Source organism: Pontibacter sp. CAU 1760, from assembly GCF_054482735.1.
On sequence record NZ_JBTLRL010000022.1, the window covers coordinates 1 to 21,150 of the forward strand.

A 21,150-nucleotide genomic window follows, 5' to 3' on the forward strand; every position below is an offset into this window, starting at 1 on the left:
GCTTTGGAGAAAGAAGAGCCTATCGTAGCAGACACCACTTCCGCCGCCCTTACTAAACTACTTACGTTCCGGCCATGGATCCCGTCAAACCTTACCCCAAACTCTGCTGATGCCCACATAAGCCAATTGTTTCAACCGAAACAATTCCACCCCGATTTCCTTCCTTTTTTCCCTACAAGATTAGCCTCGGAGGGGCAGGGGTGGGGCATTCTCTGTTTCCACTGAATATCAAACCTACAAACCTTCAGTTATACCTGCCTTAAAAGCACTATTGGGCTAACTTACTGGATGAATCGTATAATCTAATATGCTCCACAGGTGCTACGGCACATGAAGGTGATGCTTGTTAGAAGGTTTTGGAGTTGACACTGTATGCAGTTTCAGCCTTTGCCTCCCCGCCAACCGCTTATATGTTTCGTGACCATGAAACAGCCCCTTTTACTCTCGCTTATCTTATTATTAGTATTGGCATGTGGCCGTCCGCAAGTGCAGGAACCGGAGGCGGTTGCCACCACAACCACGGTGCCAAAGCCAATTACCATGTGCGCGCCGCCAGCCACTGTGGACACGCTCTGGTATACCCAAAACACCAAAGCGCCGCTTTTTGATGGCTTAGATGGTATAGATTTCAAGATTACCACCACAAACCCAGAGGCGCAGCGCTATTTTAACCAGGGGCTGATGCTGGCCTACGGCTTTAACCATGCCGAGGCGGCTCGCTCGTTTTACGAGGCTACCCGCCAGGACTCTGCCTGCGCTATGTGCCATTGGGGCTACAGCTATGTGCTCGGCCCGAATTACAATGCCGGTATGGAGCTGGATAACTTTACCCGTGCCTACCGTGCCGTGCAGAAGGCAAAGCGGTTTGCACCTAATACCTCCCCTAAAGAGCAGGCCCTGATTGCGGCGCTTGAAAAGCGCTATCCGCCCCAGCCAGTGGACGACCGCTTAGCCTATGATGTTGCCTATGCCGACGCCTTGCAGCAAGTGTATACCCGCTACCCCACAGACCCGAACATTGGGGCGATGTACGCGGAGTCGCGCATGAACCTGCACCCCTGGGACCTCTGGGAGAAAGACGGCAAACCCAAGCCCTGGACCGGCGAGATTTTGCAGGTGCTGGAAGGCGTGATGAAGCAAGCACCCCGCCATGCAGGGGCCAACCATTTCTACATTCACGCCACCGAGGCCTCGCATCAACCTGAAAAAGCCAACAAAAGCGCGCAACTCCTGGAAACGCTCGTGCCGGGGGCCGGGCACCTGCTACACATGCCTTCTCATACCTACATCCGCACGGGCAACTACCACGCGGGCACGCTTGCTAACCAGCGGGCCGTGCAGGCCGACAGCGCCTATACCTCTGCGTGCCATGCCCAGGGCGCCTATCCGCTGGCCTATTACCCACATAATTACCATTTTATGGCTGCTACGGCAACGATGGAAGGCAACGGGGAACTGGCGCTGTTTGCGGCTAATAAACTCGCGGAGCACGTGAACACGGAGGTGATGAAAACGAAGGGCTGGGAAACGCTACAGCACTATCATACCATCCCGTACTTTGTCGCTGTTAAGTTTGGCAAATGGGACCGCATCCTGCAGTTGAAGAAGGAGGACGTGGACCTGACTTATCCTAGCCTGATCCGGCATTACGCGCGGGGTATGGCCTATGTTGGAAAAAATGATTTGCCGAAGGCAAAAGCCGAACTAGCCCAATTGGAGAAACTGGCGGCAAAGGAGGATGAACTGAAGGAGATGACCATCTGGGAGTTGAACTCGATGTATGACATTGGCCAGATCGCGAAACTGGTGCTGCAGGGCGAGGTGCTTGCCAAAGAAGGGAGCTACGACCAGAGCATCCGGGTACTGCGGGAGGCCATCGCGATAGAAGACAACCTCAACTACAACGAGCCACCGGATTGGTTCTTTTCGGTGCGCCACCATTTAGGGGCCGTGCTGCTGGCGGCAAAACAATATCAGGAGGCTGCCAGCCTGTATACCCAGGACTTAGCGATGCTCCCTAAAAACGGCTGGGCGCTCAGCGGCCTGGCCCAGGCCTACGCCGGAACAGGTGAGGCCACAAAAGCCAGCGCAACGCAAAAGCAGTTTGAAGATGCCTGGCAATGGGCCGATGTGCAGTTACATGCGTCAAAAGTGCAGGAGCAATAAAGTGCTAACCTAAGAAGGGCTGTTTATACCCCAAACTGGCTCAGGTGATGGTTGAGGAGCTTGTATAACAGGTTGTTCCACTCCTGGCTGGTCAGGGGGCCGAAGGAGTGCGAGCCCTTGCTCTCGAAGTGCGCCGCTCCCAATTCCTGCGTTTTTTTGATGTAGGCGATGAGCCTGTTTTTCTCCACCTCAAAGTTTTTATTCTCCTTCACGATAAACTCAGGTGCCGTTTGGCTATTGCGCTTATAGGGTTTTTCGCCTACCACATAGCGTTTGACCAGTAGCCTCAGCAGCCGTTTTTAAAGGCATTCGGCTTGGGATGAATGTCGTCATAAACAAACTCATAGCTCACGTTGCAATGGGCCAGCATCTGGCTAACCGTCATTTTCCCCCAAAGCCTTTGCGTTTCTGGTGTCAGCTTGTTAATGCGGCTGATAAGCGTTGCCGTGTCTGCGGGGTTGAATACGCTTTTCATGATGGTATTGCTCGAGAGTAGCTGTCCTGGCTGTACTGGGTAATGAATTTATTCCGCGTCAGCCATACTGCTAAACTGTTTTATACAGCGCTCCTGCACTGTGCCCCACATGCATTTCGTTCAAATCAGGCGCTTTACTTTTACTGTTGCCGGTTACTTCTGTAGCGACAAAATGAGTGGCCTTTGCAGGCTATTCCCTGCAGTATTTGCATTCTCGTTCGCGGCTGAGTAAATTCCCTGAGCATTAGCGAGACGTTATCCAAACAGAGCAAACACTTATCCATGAGCAACAGACGCAAATTCATAAAGCTATCGGCGCTAAGCGCGACCATATTGGGTACTGGCTTCCGGTTCGAGAACGCCTTCGGCGGTAACTTAGGGGCGGCAAAAGCCAACAAGCCGATCGTGATCTCTACCTGGGACCATGGCATGCCGGCTAACGAAGCAGCCTGGAAAGTGCTGTCGGGGAAAGGGAATGCGCTGGATGCCGTGGAAGCCGGTGTGCGCGTACCCGAGGGCGACCCCAATGTGCGGACCGTAGGGTATGGCGGCTACCCCGACCGGGAGGGCCATGTCACGCTGGATGCCTGTATCATGGACAAGGACAGCAACTGCGGCTCGGTGGCGTTTCTGCAGCACATCAAGCACCCCATTTCGGTGGCCCGCAAAGTGATGGAAGACACGCCCCATGTGATGCTGGTAGGAGAGGGCGCCTTGCAGTTTGCCCTTTCCAAAGGTTTTCAGAAAGAGAACCTCCTGACACCCGCCTCGGAGCAGGATTGGAAGAACTGGCTGAAAGAATCGAATTACAAGCCGGTCATCAACATCGAGAACCACGACACCATCGGGATGCTTGCCTTGGATGCAAACGGCGACCTGGCCGGTGCCTGCACCACCAGTGGGGCATCGTTTAAGATGCACGGCCGTGTGGGCGATTCCCCGATCATCGGCGCAGGTTTGTTTGTAGATAACGAGATAGGGGCAGCCACGGCCACTGGTCTGGGCGAGGCCGTGATGCGGACGGTAGGAAGCCATTTGGTGGTGGAACTGATGCGCCAGGGCAATTCCCCGGAAAAAGCCTGTCGCCTGGCAGTGGAACGCATTATCGCCAAGCAAAAGGATGTAAAAGACCTGCAGGTAGGCTTTATTGCCCTGAACAAAAACGGGGAGTATGGCGGCTACTGCATCCATAAAGGGTTTAACTATGCCGTGCAGGATGCCTCAGGTAAAAAACTGATTGATGGAAAATACAAACTCTAATAAGGTGACGCTTGAAATCTGCATCGACTCTGTTGCCTCGGCCTTAGCAGCCGAGCAGGGAGGGGCCCAGCGGGTAGAATTGTGCGACTACCTGATAGGGGGAGGCACTACACCCAGCGCCGGTATGATTGAGGTCGTCCGGGGGAGTATAGCCCTTGGCCTGCATGTGCTCATACGTCCCCGCCGGGGCGACTTCCTATACTCTAGCCACGAGTTTGAGGTGATGAAACGAGATATAGCGGTATGCAAAGCGTTGGGTGCTGATGGCGTGGTGCTTGGGGTGCTGACGGAAGACGGGAAAATAGATGTCGCCAGAACGCAGGAGTTAATTGCCTGTGCTGAGGGTATGGCCGTTACCTTTCACCGCGCTTTCGACCTGACGCCTGACCCTTTTGAGGCACTGGACACCTTACTGCAGCTGAATGTAGAACGCTTGCTTACGTCGGGCCAGCAGGAAGCGGCCTTACAGGGAGTGAACCTGATCCGGGAGTTACAGGAAAGAGCAGCCGATAAATTGCTTCTAATGCCCGGAAGCGGGATAAACGCTGGCAATGTGCGTGAAATCGTGGATAAAACCGGTGTGAAAGAAGTCCATGCCTCTGTGCGCCGCAAAGTAGACAATGGTATGGTTTACCGGAAAGATTACCCGCCTATGTCGGGCGGCAGCCAATTGTCTGAGTTCGAGCAGCTTGTGGCAGATGCAGCGCAGATCACGGCCATGCGGGAAGTATTGCTGTAAAGGTTGTTGCGGCATTTTCAATCATTTCTAAAGGCTTGGGATATCTAAGCGATAAATTTAAAACAAGGTTTTACTTCAACCTTTAGGAGAGGTCCGAAAGGATGCACTTCACTTTTGAGTGATAATACCTGGCACACCAGTTTAAGATTTTCTATACCGTATCAAACCACCCCTACCCCTCCTTGTCCAAGGAGGGGAGTTTACTGTATCAAGTTTTCCTTTACTAGTTTTATAGAATTGGGGGGGTGGACGAGGTATAACTTTTCGGTTTCAGTCTGTAGACCTAAAGTCTCCCTACAGTTTGAAATACCTTCGCCTACACGTAATTCCCCTCCTCGGAGGGGTAGGGGTGGGTTGTTTTTTCACCACAACAACACATCACACTCAAATACACAAACGCTGTTTAGTAATGGAATTTGATTTCTCCCTGGGCTCAAAATGACAATAGAAACATGAGGGCTTGATGAAGAATTATATGAGTTACTAAAGAAATTGCCAGCCACTAAAATGCGTGGTATAACTTTAAAGTGCAAATTCATTTTTGCGGTGCCTGAACGTCCATAATCTTCACTAAATATAACTTGGCTTTGGCATGAGTTATAGTTGTTTTTGCACACATAAAGTGTTATAGTGTAAATTAAAGTTTTTAAATCACTATAATAAACGTTTAATTAGCGGGCTTGCTTTGCTGTAGGCAGGTCTGTTCTTCTTCCGTAGTGCTGCTTTGCTCCTGTGCCACTGGTTCCATACAGGTATAAGCAGCTGCACAAGGCCTTGTTATAATGCCAAACCAATGGCGGCGACATGCTGCGTGCTTTGCCTGATGCGCTGTGTTAATTTTTCTTAAAGTATACGACGATGATCGAGAATGCTGAGGAAGTGAAATATCGTTTCGCGGAGAATACGTGCTTCCTGTGTAATAAAGCAGAATGGTGGTTGCCTTTGCTCGTTTTGATGGTATGGCTCGGGGCCAACCCGGCGACTCTCCGGGCGCAGTCTTACAGCGGGCCTTTGGTTATCACGAAAGGCGGCACATACACGGGCAACTGGCAATCCAAGGACTCTGAGGTGCCTGCCGTGGATATCCGCACCAGTGAGCCGGTGGTGATTGTAAACGCGAATATCCGCGGGGCTGGCTACCTGATCAAAAGCTGGCAATATAGTGCAAACGTGACCGTGCGCAACACTAACGGGTATGGCCTTCCCCCAACACCCTGGAGCAATTACAAAAAGCCCCGCCGCTTTGTAACACTGAACAACTTCAAGAACCTAGTAGTGGAGAACTGCTACCTGGAAGGAACCGCAGGCATTTACCTGGGTACCGCGTACGAAGGCAATGGTTCTGCGAGCCAAACGGTCGTGATTCGCTATAACAAGGTAAAAAACATTGATGGCCGCGTGTACGGGAGTTATGAAAAGTCGCAGTTTGTCCAGTTCAACTTCTTGGGTAGTCTGCCAAACGCCGAGATTTCCTGGAACCAGGTTATCAATGAGCCAAACAAGTCGTTGGTGGAGGACAATATCAATATCCATAACTCGCGCGGCACGCCTGGATCACCTATCCGCATCTCCGACAACTACATTAAAGGGGCATACCCCATTCCGGCTAATGGCGCTTCCTATTCCGGAGGCGGTATAATTTCTGAGGGCGATGGCGATATCACGAACTGTACCGCCTATGTAAACGCCTCGGGCAACCAACTGGTGAACCTGGGCAATTACAGTATGGGCATTGCCGGCGGCAACAACATCCATTACTACGACAATCGGGCAATTAACTCAGCGCTGTTCAGCGACGGCACCCGCTTTGCCATGTATACCTCCGGGCTGTGGAGCAAGGATTATTATGGCAGGAACACAACGTTCAATAACCTGGTCAATTACAATACGGTGGGCGTGACATATTGGAACTCGCCCAGTAAGCGGAATGACATTTCGGTGGCGGAGAATGCCGTTTTCGAAAACAACACCTTTCTGCCCGGCGGTGCGGTTTCACAGAAGACAGAAGACGACGAATACAGAAGATGGACCAAGAAGCTACAGGCCAACGGTATCGTGCTGGGCCCCAGGAAAAATATCTCCACAACCAGTGCCCAGGCAATAACCAGCGCGCAAGCTATACCGGAAGAAGTGGGAGAGACCTTTTACAGCTACCCCACTGCCTTCTCTGACAGGGCCACCATTGCCTTCTCGCTGGAACGCCAGGAGTCTTTTGTGCTGGATGTGTATGACATGAAAGGCGCTTTGGTGAAGCAGGTCGCAAGTGGAGAGGCCGAAGCAAACCGACTATACCAGTTCGAACTCCTGCGCAGTGGCATAAAAGACGGTATCTACCTCACCCGCCTAACGACATCAAAAGCGGTAAAGAGTTTAAAGATGGTTATTACCAGGTAGCGTGCTGAACGGGTTATTGGGTAGCCTCGGTTTTGGGCTAATCAACTCCTGTTTGAACTGCTGTTTGTAAACCCACCCCTGCCCCTCGGAGGAGGGGAATTATCCTAGTGTAAAAAAAACTCCTCGCAGCAAGACCGTTTCATACTCGCCTTGCCTTCGCTCACGTCTCGCGAGAGTAAGGTATAATTGGGCCTCTGGCCCAGTCGGGTTACAAACCCGACATCGTTTTTAGACACCCCGAAAGCATTCGGGGCGCCAGTTAAATGGAAGAATGCAATTCCCCTCCTTGGAGGGGCTAGGGGTGGGTTCCTTTAACTTCTTCCCCAAAGTGAAAAATCCATTTGAGAATGGTATAAGCTAGTTCGCTGCCGTCTGTGCAGGCGACGCAGCCTGTTTTTGCTTTCCCTTTTTCTGAAACAATACAGCCTCTTTCCAGATTTCTACCTTCACGAAAGTGCCTTGCAACTTGGGGTTGCTGGAACTGATCGTGCCGGAGGCATTTAGGAAGATGTCGCGGGGCTGCCCCCTGCTTGTCAGTTTTGCGAAGAAGGCCCGAAACACTTCGCCTACACCCAAACCGATGGGGACGCTCACCACATCGCGGCCTTGGGCTACCTGGTAAGTGCGGTTTACAGTGCCGCATGCATCCAGCAGGTTCTCCACGCAGATATTGTAAGTCAAACCGCTTACTTCCAGTTTTTGCACATTCAGGTTCTTTACCTCTGCCAACACCTTCATCACAACTCCTTTACTCAGGCTGATGCCCGCTAACTTTACGTCGTGTAGGGCGGCTACAGGTGTATCAGGCGTGGGCGTCCGAAGCGTGAGTTGGAAGGTGGTGCGCTGTCCTGGCAGGTCCTCCAGTTGGTATGCCAACGTAATTGTTTCGGTCAGTTCCAGGCTGTCGAGGTGTTGATGCTGCTTTTTAAACCGCTGCCAACGCCCATAATTTATACCTAAGGTTATCCAGGCCGACTGCTCACCCTCTGCGGACAGCACTTTGCCGATAGGCTCGCGGCTTACCGCAAAAGTATCCGGACCGTTGCGAAGCGTCAGGAGCAGACTGTCTACCCGGAACGCGACGGGCAGCGGGTTCTTTACGTTGATTTTGAGATCTACCCAAGCGGTATCAAAGTGGAGGTATACATTCAGGCTGTCGATGTTGCTGATCTGGGGCACGAACTGACTGCCACTACCCATACCCTTGCTCATCTCCAATTCACCGCTGAAGTCAAAGTCCAGACGGGTGGGGCCAATCATGTCGTTGGTGCTTTGCAACAGGGCAGAGGCCTGCAGGTCGTAGTTCCAGTTGATGCTGCCCTTCAGCGCCTTGTCGAGCAGTTGGTTTACGTTTTCGGCGGTCAGGTGAATCGGCACCTCCACCGTGGCGTCTTCGCTGCTCACACTGATCGGGTCTGTGGTATGCCCGGTCAGGCGCAAATCCTGCCCTAACTGCAAGGTATAATCCAGGTCGCGGATCGTGAGGTTGGGCAGGTTGGAACTGAGCACTTTCAGGTGGAGCGTCAGAGAAGCCCCCTTCTCCGGGCTAAGCTCCCGCACGGTCAGGTCGGTTACCTTGATGCGGGCTTGGCCCTTTACCGGAACCTGTAGCTGCCGGGTAAGGTGCAGGCGCTGCCGTTTGGCATCAGGCAAGTTATAGAGCAAGTTCAAGTCGATGTCCAGGCTGGCTTTCTCCTGGCCCTGCACGCTTTTCATGAATTGGTCATAGGCGCTTTCATCCACCAGTAGCCGCAGGTTCAGCAACTGGTTGCCGGCTTTGTTCAGCACCTTTTCATAGTCTTTCTTGCCGCTCGCAATCACAAGTCCTTTGTGCCGGATAAAGTAGGTGGCGCTGTCGATGTAAAAAGGAAAAGGCGAGGGGTTGTGCACCACCACAGCGGCCTGCAACAGGGTTTGGGTATCGGTAGAATTCACCTCCAGGCGTTTGACCTGGCTGATGGATGGAAGGTAGCTGCCACCGGAGCCCATACCTCCCATTTCCAGCGTGCCCGTCTTTTCTACTGCCAACCGGGTCTCGTCAAACAACCGGTGGCTGCTTTTTACGAGGGCTTCTAACTTGGCGGTATACTCCCAATCATCATCCTCAGCCAATAGTTTACTGATTAAGGCAATGGCATCAGAGGTTTTTAAGTGCAGAGGAATTTGCAGTTGTCTGCCTCCGGACTGAATCCTGAAAGTAGAGTCTACGTTACCGGTTAAAGTCAGCGTGTCGCCTATCCGGATGCTATAGGAAAAGTCCTGCACCGTTGCGTCCGGGAGGTCTTTGTTGGCAGCATCTATCTTTAGCAGCAGCGAATACCCTTTTTCCGGGCTGAAATCGCGCACAAGCAGTTCCTGCATTTCCATAGAGGGGCCTTTGGGCACAGGCACTGTCAGGTGCTTCGTTAACGACCTGGACCTGGAACCAAATAGCGGCAAGCCAAAAAACACATCTGCTTTAACAGCTAGCCGGACACTGTCCTTGTCCTGCTGCTTCAGGTGCTGGCGAAGCTTGTCATACTTCAGCAAGAGCCGGAAGTCCAGCACCTTGTCGCCGAGGGCGGGTAGGGTATGGGTACTGGTCATTTGCCCCCAGCCGAGGCGGGTGCTGTCGCCTTGGATGGTATACCGTATGCTGTCGATGGAGATCGGGAGCGGAATTCTGTTCTGTACTTGTATGCCCGTTTTTACCTGGGCGGTGTCATTGGTGAGGTCCAGGTTCAGGTACGCGACGTCTTCTACCTTGGGGTAGTATTTTTATTCAGAATGTAGTAGAGGCTGCCCCCGATAATTGCCAGGATCAGGACAGAGAGGATGGCCCATTTGGTGGTTTTGTTCATGTAGCTAGCGCGTAGTCCTGCTCTTTTCTAACGCAAACACAGCGGCACCGTTGGTTTTGCCTGCTCAGACCTTGTCGCCGCAAGGAGGAAAAACAGAAACCGGCCACAAGCCGGGAGCAGGTATAGGGCCATTGTCGTTCCAGCCTGTGGAAGAAATCTGGAATGAGTATTTCCGTCTGTTGACCCGGACTTCTCGCCAAAGCTCGGCATAGCAGCTTTAAACTTTAGGCCGAGAGCAATGGAGCGGTATGGAAATGCCTGAAAACAGAAAACCCGCTACGGCATTGCTTTCGCAAACTGTAGCGGGTTTATACCCTGTGTGGGGGAGTGTTCTGTGCTTACTTCTTCTCTAGCTGGCGCTTCAATTTGTTTTCCACATTTTTCAGCAGCTCATACCAGTTGTCGCCTTCGTCCTGGGCAAAAACGTCGTTGCCGGGCACGCCCACACGCATGTGCACGCTTTTAGACTTTGTGGCATGGCTGGCTTCTTCTTTAAAATACACATCCACCGAGTCGATCTTCTTCATGTGCCGCTTCAGCTTCGTGATCGTCTCGCGCACCTGCTCCTGAATGGCATCTGAAATCTCTATGTCAACGGCCTGTATGTCCAGCTTTATTCCTTCAAAATTCTCTGTATAATTCATGTTATTTTCCTTTTTGATAAATGAAATCGCCAGCAGTTCCGCCAGCGGGGTTCAGCATTTAAACGTAAGGAGGCGCGTTTGGTTAACGGGTAGCCGGAATGTAAAAGGCCAATGTGAGCGTCTGTGGCTGTCGGTTTTCGGTTACTGCTGGTGTGGCCCGCGTTCCCATACCTCTTTGATGGGCTTACCTGCACTGCTGTGGCCGCTGTGTATCCATTTGCCATCTTCTACCGCATAATCGAAGGTCAGGTTGGCGCCAACGCGGCTGGAGTCTCTGGAGAAAAAAGTGATGTGCTCGGTGTATTTGCCGTCTGAGGCGGCATAGGTGCCGCCGCCTGTGCCCGAGAATTGCTTTGTCTCGGTGTTGAAGGCAATCCACTGGAAACGACCTCCTGTCAGGATCTTGAGCGTCTTTCGAGGGCCGCGCTGCATCGGGTGCATAGTGCCCGTCTCGTCGGCACGCGCCGAGATTTGCCAGGTGCCTTCCAAAGGAGCGGGGCCTTTGCTTGGGGCAGTCACCGGTTTCCAGGTTTGCTGCCCTTTACTACCCTTTTGGATATCCATCGTTTGTAGCTGGCCGTCCCGTAGGGTATAACCTCGGGTACGCGTCGTGCCGACAGCCGCTGAATCGAAGGTGTTATACATCAGGTGCTGTGTGAGCTTTCCGGCAGCTAAGGTATACGTGCCGCCGTACGTGCCGATAAACGCGGGCGCATCCGGGCGGAAGTATGCCACTGAGAAGTAACCGTCCTGCATCAACGCGACAGCTGTGGCTTCTGCCGGGATGTCGGTATATGGCATAACGCCCGAGACGAGTTCCCAGGCGCCCTGCAGCTTTTGCTGCTGTATGGCTTGTGTGGGTTGCGCCCCGCCGGTTCCAACGCTTTCGGAAGGAGGCAGTGCGGCTGTCAGCCACAGCAAAGCCCCGAGAATGGATGTATAAATCATGTGCATAGCCGGTAAGGTATAAGTGAATTCTTGCAAGTATCAAGGCACGTCTTCAGGGAGGTTATCAGCGGATCATTAACGCGCTACAACGGTGTTCGGAAGCGGCCGCCCTCATCAAATCAGGACTTCCCTGAGTATGACTTTTAAACGGGCACCGTAATTTTGGGTTGATGGGTATGTTCCATTGCACTCAGCTGTCAGCTTAAAAAGAAACCGATTTAAGCAACAGTTGGCATGGTTGCTATCCCTATCCCAGCATTACCCTAAACCAGACAACGTTGCTTTACACTGGCATTCAAACCAAAACCTTTTAGCTGAATCAGTGTCTCTTGTTAGGTATGAATCGCTTCCATTACTGCCTAATTTAACGAACGTTGTATTTGGTTTAAAGGCAAAACAATGAGAATTTGCCTTCAGGTTATAAATGTGTAGGCAACGCGGAGTTGGACAGCAGCGAATAGACTGAAAAATACGGAAAGCATGAAGGTGTTAAAATTTGGCGGCAAGTCGTTGAGCAACGGCGAACCCATTGAGAGTGTCATCAGCATCATCAAAAAAGAAGTAGCTACTGAGGCTGTGGCGGTTGTGGTGTCGGCAAGGGGGCAGAGCACCGACATCCTGCTGCGCCTGTACGACAAAGCCGTGCGCGGCGAGGAGTTTGCGGCAGACCTGCAAGCCTTTGCTGCGGTCCAGCATATCCAGGGTAGTGATATGGATACTTACCTGCAGGAACTGGAGGCCGTGCTGCAGGCGCTAAAGCTGATCGGGATAGAGAACGAGCGCGCCCGCGACAGGGTGTTGGCCTTTGGTGAGGTGATCAGTGCACAGACTGTGGTGGGCCTGCTCAGGCAGCAAGGCATAGCGGCAGTTTTTGTGGATGCGCGGACCTTGCTAACTGCCACTTGCAAAGACAAAGAGGCCACTGTTGATTTTGAGACGTCGGCGAGCAAGACCAAGGCTTTTTTCCAGTCGCTGCAACCACAGCAGGTGCCTGTTATTACCGGCTTTATCGCCGCTGACCCCGAAGGCAAAACCGTAACCCTGGGCCGAAACGGCAGCAATTACACGGCCACCCTCATCGCCAGCTTCATACATGCCTCCGAAGTGCAGAACTGGACGAACGTGGATGGTGTGTATACCGCCAGCCCGAAATACGTGAAGAACGCCCAGCGCATTCCTTACCTAAGCTACCGCGAAGCCAACGAGCTGGCCAACTTTGGCGCCAATGTGCTGCATTCCAAAACCATCCTGCCTCTTATGGAAAGCGGCATCCCGCTGAAGGTTTTTAATAGTTTCGCGCCGAGCCTGCAAGGCACCTTAATCGACGAAAAAGGGGCCGGGAAAGGCATCAAAGCGGTATCTACCATTGAGGAGGTGTCGTTGGTGAGCTTGGAAGGGCGCGGGTTGCTGGGCAAGGTTGGGATAGATGCCCGCATTTTCAGTGCCCTGAGCAGCCGCAACATCAGTGTGCGGCTCATCTCGCAGGCCTCCTCAGAGCGCGGAATCGGCTTTGTAATCAACCAGGAGGATGCCGCCAATGCCGAAAACGTACTGCAGGAGGAGTTTAAGGAGGAGCTGGAGAGCGGCGATATCTCCCGCATCCAGATAGACAGCGACAAAGCCATCATCGCGATTGTGGGCCGGCATAACTACGCCCTCGAGAAAGCCATTTACGGCCTGCGCCGCAACCGCATCTGGATGTACCTGATCAGCAACAGCATCAATGGCGAGCATATCTCCTTGGTAGTAGACCATAAATCGCTGAAGAAGGCGGTGAACGTGGTGCACAACCAGGTGTTTGGTGCCATTAAAACGCTGCACCTGTTTGCCTTCGGCAAAGGCACCGTGGGGGGCAAGCTGCTTGACCAGATCATTGAAACCGGGGATGAAGTGGTGAAGCGCCGCAACCTGATGATCAGGATTGTGGGCGTGGCAGACTCTAACAAGATGCTGTTCAACGAAGATGGCCTGGGCAAGAACTGGCGGCAGGAGTTAGAAGCCAGCACGAATCAAAGCGACTTCAGTGCGATTATCGAACAACTGAAAGCTTCCGGACTGGAGAACATCGTGGTCGCGGACAACACTTCCTCGCAGGCGTTGACAGAATTATACCCCGACATCGTAAACAGCGGCTTTGACATTGTGGCATCCAACAAAAAGGCCAACTCCATCTCCTACGACTTCTACCAGAACCTCCGCAGCATTCTGAAGCGCCGCGGCAAGCTGTTTTATTACGAAACCAATGTTGGTGCCGGCCTGCCCCTGATCGACACCATCAAGCACCTGCACAACTCCTCCGACAAGATTGAGCGGATACGTGGCGTGTTCAGTGGTTCGCTGAGCTATATCTTCAACAACTATTCAGTTACAGACAAGCCTTTTTCGGCCGTGCTGTCCGAGGCCAGGTCCGGTGGACTGACAGAGCCGGACCCACGCGAAGACCTGAGCGGTATGGATGTGGCCCGCAAGCTGATTATACTCGCCCGTGAGGTAGGGTTGCGGTCTGAGCTAGAGGATGTGGCCGTAGAAAGCTTGGTTCCGGAGTTTGCGGCATCGGCTAACACCTATGCTGACTTCCTGGAAATGACGTCGGAGGTAGATGCCTACTTTGCCCAGATCAAGCAAAGCCTGCAGCCGGATGAGGTGCTGCGCTACGTGGGCGATCTGGAGGTAGCCGCAAACAAGCTCACGGTTTCGCTGGTGAAAGCCCCGAAGAACTCACCGCTGGGCAGCATCAAAAACGCCGATTCTATCTTTGAGATCTTCACGGAAAGCTACGGCACCCAGCCCATCGTGATACAAGGCGCGGGCGCGGGCGCTGAGGTGACGGCAAGAGGCGTTTATTCTGACTTGTTACGAATCGGAGGGCAGTATTAACTTAATGGGCATGGCACAATAGGCCGTTCTACATGTGGTGTCTCTCCTTGAAAGATATACCACTCCGTCTGTGGTACTCCGCCTTGAAAAAAAGAGGGGAATGGTTGCGAGTGAAAATTATGGGAGGTTGACTTGCCGCGGGGAATAAACTATTTATACATGCCTGAGAGCCACTCAACAGGTCAAAATATAATGTTACCTTATGCAGGTATGGGCAGTTTTACGGTAAATTCTGTGAACTCGCCTTCTTCCGACTCCACCCGGATTTCGCCATGATGCCCTTTGGTGACGATGTCGTAACTCAGCGATAGCCCCAGCCCGATTCCCTGTCCGGCTGGTTTGGTGGTGAAGAAGGGTTGCATAATTTTAGTCCGGATCTTTTTAGGGATACCAAAGCCATTATCGCGGATGCGTATGATGACACCCTCGGGCTGCCTGGATGTACTGACCCGCACCAGGGGGGTATAGTCTGCCTGATTCAGGGCTTTCTGTTTCTGATGCACGGCGTAAAATGCGTTGTTAAACAGGTTGAGCAGCACCCTGCCCATGTCTTGCGGCACCACCTCCAGTTTTGGCAGCGAAGGGTCTAAGTCTGTCTCCATTTTGGCATTAAAGCTTTTGTCTTTTGCCCGCAGGCCATGGTAACTGAGGTGTAAAAACTCTTCGGCCATGGCATTCAGATCAACGGCCTCTTTTTGTCCCGTGTTGCTTCGGGAGTGCTGCAGCATCCCCTTCACAATGGCATCCGCGCGCTTGCCGTGGTAGTTTATCTTCTGCAGGTTTTCGGTCAGGTGATGTATGATTTCCTGCGCATCCTCTTGCTCAGGTTTCGGTAAACTGTGCAACGGGCCTTCCTGTAGCTCTTGTATCAGCTCCGTGCTCACCTCCGAGAAGTTATTGACAAAATTCAGCGGATTCTGGATCTCGTGGGCGATGCCGGCGGTGAGTTCCCCGAGCGAGGCCAGCTTTTCCTGCTGGATCAGCTGTTCCTGGATCAGGCGGAGTTCCTGCAGCGCCTCCTGCAGCGCATTCTTTTGCTGGGTCAGTTCTGCGGTCCGTTCGGCAACCAATACCTCCAGTTCTGCCTTCCTGTCTGTCATGAGCTTTAGTTCCTGCTGCTGCTTCTTAGAGTTCTCCCATCGGGCAAATATCCAGATGAAAGCCCCCACAATCGCGAAATCAAAAAAGCCGGACTTTGAAGCATAGAACGCCGGCACCACAAAGGCAGCGATGCCACTTAGAAACCCTGCCGCAACCAATGGGTAATGGGCCTGGATGTAAGGCCGGAACTCATACAGGTCAGGCTGTTGATCCAGGTATAGCAAGAGGCCGAGCAGGAGCAAACTCCCTATAAAAATGCTTTCGGCACCATCAAAAAAACTCGAAACCACCAAAAACAAAATGAGGATGACCCACCTCGAAAACGTGAGCAGGCTCTGCCATTTCATTTGGACGGGCGTATCCTTCAGCAGCTTCAGGAGGCGCCTTACCAGCAAGAATCCAGCAAGGAAGAAGAACAGATGCATGCCTGTGTCTCTTAGGTGAAAATGAATGGTGGATACCTTTGAAGACGCAGTGCCCTATTCCCAGCCTTCAGCAGATACACTTGAAGTTACGGAATGTAAATTAAAGTATATGAAATATGGTTATAGATTATTTTTAGGGAAATTGAAACCAGGATAACTTGCTTCAGGGAGTTTACTGCTTAGCCAACACACCGTTTCACGCTATTGGGCAATGGAATGCAGGAGTTGTTGCGTGCTCTTTCAACACCTAAACGGCGGTTGTTTTGCAGTTAATACTTTTGGAGTTCTTTCCTGAAGTTCAGCGGTGTCACCCCGATGAGATCCTTGAATTGTTTGTTAAAGTTAGAGAGGGTATTAAAGCCGCTTTCATAGCATACCTGGCTTATGCTGAGGTCCTGTTCATGGAGAAGCTTGCAGGCATGCCCGATCCTGACCTCGCTCAAAAACTCAGAAAATGATTTATTGGCCCTTGATTTGAAAAAGCGGTTAAAGGAGCTTTGGGACAAGTTGGCGATTGCGGCCACTTCCCCAAGGCTGATCTTACTTTGAAAGTTGAGCATGATGTGCTCATAAACATGCCCCATGCGGTCTGTGTCTGCTTCCGTGCTTTGGTTGATGTAGCCGACATGAGCAATCTCACTGCACTCGTCCGAATGGGCAAGCGTGTTCATAATACGGAGCAATTGAATCATGCTTTCCACCCCATGCAGATGCAACAGCTCTTCCATCAGCTGGCTTACCACTTGCAAGGTATTGCCTTTAAACTCCAGACCCCGTTGCGCTTTTTTGAACAAATGATCCAGCGTTTCCAGCTCTTCCTTTTCATAAATAGCGTTGCCCAGAAAATCTTTCTGAATATAGATAACGATTCCGCGCGTCTGCAGGAGGCTGTCTTTTGCGAGGTACTCATTGTCGCTACGCCAAAGGTGGGGCAGGTTAGGGCCTAAGAAAACAAGGTCGCCCTCTCTGAAACTGCGGATGCTATCCCCTATAAAGCGGGTGCCTTTACCTTCCAGCACCAGAAATATCTGGTACTCCGGATGGAAATGCCACTTCCTGTCAAAATAAGGGGCAGTAAGGTCTTTTACCAGAAAACTTTTGGTGCTTGGTATGGCTGACTTTTGAACGGCTGCTTTCATTAAAATCCTGAATTATATCTCAAGGAAGCTGATTATTTCTTCAAAATAGTAAAATACAGTCAGAAATAACTTTGAAAGAGTGAGAATTGTCAAATTATTTTCAGGATTATTGTTAAACCATATCAGTGAGCGTGTACTCACACGCTTATTCATCAGAAGCCTTGCGTTTGAGAGGCATAGTGAAGCTTAGTAATATATTAATAGCGGATATAATATATATTCCAATTACTAAAGAAACTGTTAGTGGTTTTTATTTGGCCTAATGGATAAATGTATACAAAACGCTTATTCAGCCTGTGTACTCTCTTTTAATTTTTAAGAAGGGTTTTCTAGCTGAATAGGAACATGGTGGCGGCAGCCAATCATTGCATAGAGACTTTAAAGTGTAATAAATACATATATAGCTTATGAAGAAGTTACTTTACCTGTTGGCTTTTGGCGGCACCTTCCTCGGTGGATGCGCACAGAAGACACAACCAGAACAAAGTGCTCAGGCGCTGGCCCCCGCCAAACGAGTAGAAATACTCTTCTTAGGGCACGATAGCAAGCATCATCATTCTGAGAAGTATGCGCCCATGCTGGCTATGCCTTTATTCCAGAAAGGGATAAACATCACGTACACAGACGATCCTAACGACCTCACAGCAGAGAACCTGGGCAAGTATGATGGCCTGATGATTTATGCCAATCATGACAAGATAACTCCAGCGCAGGAGCAGGCGATCAAAGGCTTTGTGGAAGGAGGCAAGGGCCTGATCCCGGTGCACAGCGCCTCATTCATGTTCAGAAACTCTGACTGGTATGTGAACACCGTAGGCGGGCAGTTTCAGCGGCACGATACGGCCACCTTTGTCGCAGACATCATCAAGCCAGAGCATGAGGTGATGCAGGGGCTTGCCGAATTCCCGACTTGGGATGAGACGTACGTGCACAACAAAATAAACCCTGACATGACCGTGCTGATGGAGCGCGTGCAGGGAGACCACCATGAGCCCTGGACATGGGTGAGAAAGCAGGGCGAGGGCAAAGTGTTCTACACGGCCTACGGACACGACGAAAGGACCTGGAGCAACCCCGGGTTCCACCGACTGATGGCACAGGGCATACTGTGGGCCGTGAACGATGAGGCAAGAGAACGGCTGGCACGTCTGAACATTCCGACGCCGACCTTCAGCGAAGCCGATGTGCCTAACTATGAGCGGCGTGACCCGGCGCCTAAATTTCAGCACCCACTTTCTCCTGAGGAGTCTCAGAAGCTGGTGCAGGTGCCGGTGGATTTCGAGCTGCAGCTTTTTGCCGCCGAACCGGATGTTATCAACCCTATCGCCATGGCCTGGGACGAGAAAGGCCGCCTGTGGGTAATAGAAACAGAGGACTATCCGAACGAGGTGCGTAACGAGGAGGGTACCGGGAAGGACAGGATCAAAATCATGGAGGATACAGATGGAGACGGCAAAGCCGACAAGTTCACCGTTTTCGCAGACGGTTTAAATATCCCGACCAGCCTGACTTTCGCCAATGGCGGCGTGATCATTTCCATGGCCCCGGATTTTGTTTTCCTGAAGGACACGGACGGGGATGACAAAGCCGATGTAAAGGAAAAGATCATTACGGGCTGGGGAAAGAGCGATACTCACGCTGGTCCCTCCAACCTAAGGTATGGCCTCGATAATAAAGTATGGGGGGTACTGGGGTATGCCGGTTTCAAGGGGACTGTAAGCGGTCAGGACCTTGCTTTCAGCCAAGGCGTTTACCGCTTCGATCCGGACGGCGAGAACCTGGAGTACCTGGGCAGAACCACTAACAACACCTGGGGCCTTGGCTTCTCGGAGGAGTTTGACGTGTTTATCTCTACGGCAAACGGCCTGCACAGCGCCTATTTCGCTATGCCGAACCAATACATCAAAAGAGTGCTGGTAGGCGGTTCCGGGAACACTGTTTTCAGGACAGACTCTCACTACGACATGCCGCACCTGACGCCTTATCTGCGCCAGGTAGACTATCACGGAAGCTACACGGCTGCGGCAGGGCATAACCTGTACACCGCCAGAAATTACCCCAAGTCTTACTGGAACAGGGTTGGCTTTGTGGCCGAGCCGACGGGTCGTGTTTTGCACAACGCCATATTGGAGCGAAAGGGCGCGGGCTATACCGAGAAGAACGGCTTCAACCTGCTGGCCAGCTCAGACGAATGGTTCTCGCCCGTACATGCTGAGGTAGGGCCTGATGGAGCCGTATGGGTGGCTGACTGGTATAACTTCATCATCCAGCACAACCCAACCCCTCGCGGTTTCGAGAACGGCAAGGGCAACGCTTACATCAACCCGCTGCGGGACAGCAAGCACGGCCGCATCTATAGGGTCGTATACAAAGGCGCCAAACCTTACGAGCCGATGCAGTTGTCGAAAGACGATACGGATGGGCTGCTGGCGGCGCTAAGCAACGACAACATGTTCTGGCGCACCACGGCACAGCGCCTGATCGTCGAAAACCAGAAGAAGGATGCGATTCCGGGACTCTACAAACTTATCGCCGACCAGAGCGTGGATGAGATAGGCCTCAACAGCCCTGCCGTGCACGCCCTTTGGACGCTACACGGTTTGGGCGCCCTGGACGGCTCAAACGCAGAGGCTATAGCGGTTGTCAGGAAAGCCTTGACCCATCCGGCTGCCGGTGTCAGGAAAAACGCGGTGCAGGTGCTGCCCGAAAACGAGAAAAGCCTCCATCACATCATAGAAGCCAACCTGATCAACGACCCCGACATGAACACCAGAATGGCCGCGGTGTTGGCCCTTGCCGACATGCCTGCCTCTGCTGAAGCTGGAAAGCTATTGTTTGAGGCGAGCAAAAATGCCGAGAACGCAGGTGATGAGTACATCCCGCAAGCGTTATTCGCGGCGGCACTTAAGCATCAGGCAGGTTATTTCGGAGCGGCTCCGAAAAACGAGCACCTGGGGCACAAGCCGGATTCTGTCCTGACCCTTTCGGAGCGGATCGTGAAGAGCGCCAACCAAGAGCAGTATGCCCTGGACAGGAGATCTCCCATCATGTTCCCCCCGGATGTTACCGGGAAAGAGGTTATCGTGAAGGCTTCTGTCGGGCCGTCAAGCAACGGGATGGAAGGTGTGATTGTGGCACAGGGAGGAAAAGAAGCAGGGTATAGCCTGTATGTGCAGGATAATAAACTACACTGGCTGGTGAAGCAGGGCGGCAAAACCTATGAAGCTGTTTCTTCTGCAGCCTTGCCGGAACAAAGGTTCAACGTAGTGGCCAGTCTCTCCGATGGCGGGTTGATGCGTGTGCTTGTGAATGATAAGAAAGTTGCGGAGGGCAAGGCCCCGGCACTGTTCGCCTCGGCGCTGCCTGTGGCGGATGTGCGTGTAGGCCGTGACTTTGATGATGAGAACAGAGTCGGAAACTATCCTGAAAGGTTCTACTTCAGAGGTGATTTTGGAAGGGGAAGTTCTTTAGAGCTTAAGAAGCCAGCGGCTAAAGCGGCTGCCGTATCCACCAAGAAGAAAGCAACGGCCCCTGCAGCAAAAACGAGTACTAAGACGGCATCAGCCGCTTCGGCCAAACCTGCCACAGCCAAGGCGTCAACCACTTCTTCAGCCAAGGCTGTTACCATCAACATCAAGGTGGTGGAGCACGAGATGAAGTTCGACAAGGAGACTTTTACAGTGAAGGCAGGCCAGAAGGTGACGCTCAATTTCTCCAACCCGGACTTCATGCAGCACAACTTCGTGCTTGTTATGCCCGGGTCGTTTGAGAAGGTAGGCAAGGCCGCCGACGCACTGGCCAGGGACCCGAAGGGGGCTGAGAAGAACTATGTTCCCAACATGACGGAGGTGATCGTGGCTACCACGCTGGTGGACCCGCAGGGACGCGAAACGCTGGTGTTCACTGCGCCTGACAAGCCGGGCGAGTACCCCTTTGTCTGCACCGTGCCCGGACACTGGCGCCTGATGAACGGCATCATGAAAGTAGAGGCAAGCAACATATAATAAAGACGAAGCACCTTGGGCAGCTATCGCGCTTTCAACACCTCCCTGCTGGCGCAGGCGAGCGTGGAGGGGCAGGATGCGCGGCGGCTGATGCAGGAGAATCCAAGGAAGAGGCTTTACAAACTGTAACCCTATTTC

The 21,150-nt window shown here is 52.3% G+C and carries 13 protein-coding genes; 6 read left to right on the top strand and 7 right to left on the bottom strand.

The features are described 5' to 3' along the window. Positions 1-423: 423 nt before the first annotated feature. On the top strand, positions 424-2,166 hold the full coding sequence (locus ACXYMU_RS20135) for a tetratricopeptide repeat protein (RefSeq protein ID WP_458988226.1): 1,743 nt from the start codon (positions 424-426) through the stop codon (positions 2,164-2,166). Between the two features lie 23 nt (positions 2,167-2,189). Here ACXYMU_RS20135 and ACXYMU_RS20140 read toward each other — a convergent pair whose 3' ends face one another. Both ACXYMU_RS20140 and ACXYMU_RS20145 read right to left on the bottom strand, forming a co-directional pair. After that, a complete protein-coding gene (locus tag ACXYMU_RS20140; protein WP_458988227.1) occupies positions 2,190-2,432 on the bottom strand; it encodes a hypothetical protein in 243 nt (80 codons plus the stop codon). Between the two features lie 20 nt (positions 2,433-2,452). Continuing rightward, entirely contained in the window at positions 2,453-2,641 is a 189-nt protein-coding gene (locus ACXYMU_RS20145) for a hypothetical protein (protein ID WP_458988228.1), read from the bottom strand. 282 nt (positions 2,642-2,923) lie between these two features. On the opposite strand from ACXYMU_RS20145, the gene ACXYMU_RS20150 reads away from it, so the two are divergent. The 3 genes from ACXYMU_RS20150 (at position 2,924) to ACXYMU_RS20160 (ending at position 7,034) form a co-directional block, all read left to right on the top strand. Beyond that, positions 2,924-3,901: an isoaspartyl peptidase/L-asparaginase family protein gene (locus tag ACXYMU_RS20150; protein ID WP_458988229.1), complete on the top strand. Its 978-nt coding sequence runs from the start codon at positions 2,924-2,926 to the stop codon at positions 3,899-3,901. After that, the gene (locus ACXYMU_RS20155) at positions 3,882-4,640 is read left to right on the top strand and encodes a copper homeostasis protein CutC (RefSeq protein ID WP_458988230.1); all 759 of its coding nucleotides are present in this window, start codon (positions 3,882-3,884) and stop codon (positions 4,638-4,640) included. The genes ACXYMU_RS20150 and ACXYMU_RS20155 overlap by 20 nt, the downstream gene beginning before the upstream one ends. Positions 4,641-5,498: 858 nt before the next feature. After that, the gene (locus tag ACXYMU_RS20160; protein WP_458988231.1) at positions 5,499-7,034 is read left to right on the top strand and encodes a T9SS type A sorting domain-containing protein; all 1,536 of its coding nucleotides are present in this window, start codon (positions 5,499-5,501) and stop codon (positions 7,032-7,034) included. Positions 7,035-7,391: 357 nt separating this feature from the next. Here ACXYMU_RS20160 and ACXYMU_RS20165 read toward each other — a convergent pair whose 3' ends face one another. The 3 genes from ACXYMU_RS20165 to ACXYMU_RS20175 all read right to left on the bottom strand — a co-directional run bounded on the left by ACXYMU_RS20165 (position 7,392) and on the right by ACXYMU_RS20175 (position 11,472). Beyond that, on the bottom strand, positions 7,392-9,758 hold the full coding sequence (locus ACXYMU_RS20165) for an LEA type 2 family protein (protein WP_458988251.1): 2,367 nt from the start codon (positions 9,756-9,758) through the stop codon (positions 7,392-7,394). Positions 9,759-10,212: 454 nt separating this feature from the next. Further along, complete coding sequence (gene hpf / locus ACXYMU_RS20170; protein ID WP_458988232.1) at positions 10,213-10,518, bottom strand: ribosome hibernation-promoting factor, HPF/YfiA family; 306 nt, start codon at positions 10,516-10,518, stop codon at positions 10,213-10,215. Between the two features lie 141 nt (positions 10,519-10,659). Further along, positions 10,660-11,472 carry a membrane or secreted protein gene (locus ACXYMU_RS20175; RefSeq protein ID WP_458988233.1) on the bottom strand — a complete coding sequence of 271 codons (813 nt, stop codon included), beginning with the start codon at positions 11,470-11,472 and terminating at the stop codon, positions 10,660-10,662. A 474-nt stretch (positions 11,473-11,946) separates the two neighbouring features. On the opposite strand from ACXYMU_RS20175, the gene thrA reads away from it, so the two are divergent. Next, on the top strand, positions 11,947-14,343 hold the full coding sequence (thrA, locus tag ACXYMU_RS20180) for a bifunctional aspartate kinase/homoserine dehydrogenase I (protein WP_458988234.1): 2,397 nt from the start codon (positions 11,947-11,949) through the stop codon (positions 14,341-14,343). 200 nt (positions 14,344-14,543) lie between these two features. Here thrA and ACXYMU_RS20185 read toward each other — a convergent pair whose 3' ends face one another. Continuing rightward, complete coding sequence (locus tag ACXYMU_RS20185; RefSeq protein WP_458988235.1) at positions 14,544-15,869, bottom strand: sensor histidine kinase; 1,326 nt, start codon at positions 15,867-15,869, stop codon at positions 14,544-14,546. 269 nt (positions 15,870-16,138) lie between these two features. After that, entirely contained in the window at positions 16,139-17,008 is an 870-nt protein-coding gene (locus ACXYMU_RS20190; protein ID WP_458988236.1) for an AraC family transcriptional regulator, read from the bottom strand. A gap of 407 nt (positions 17,009-17,415) precedes the next feature. On the opposite strand from ACXYMU_RS20190, the gene ACXYMU_RS20195 reads away from it, so the two are divergent. Beyond that, positions 17,416-21,012 (top strand): PVC-type heme-binding CxxCH protein, encoded by a 3,597-nt coding sequence (locus ACXYMU_RS20195; protein ID WP_458988237.1) that lies wholly within the window; start codon positions 17,416-17,418, stop codon positions 21,010-21,012. The last annotated feature ends 138 nt before the right edge of the window (positions 21,013-21,150 follow it).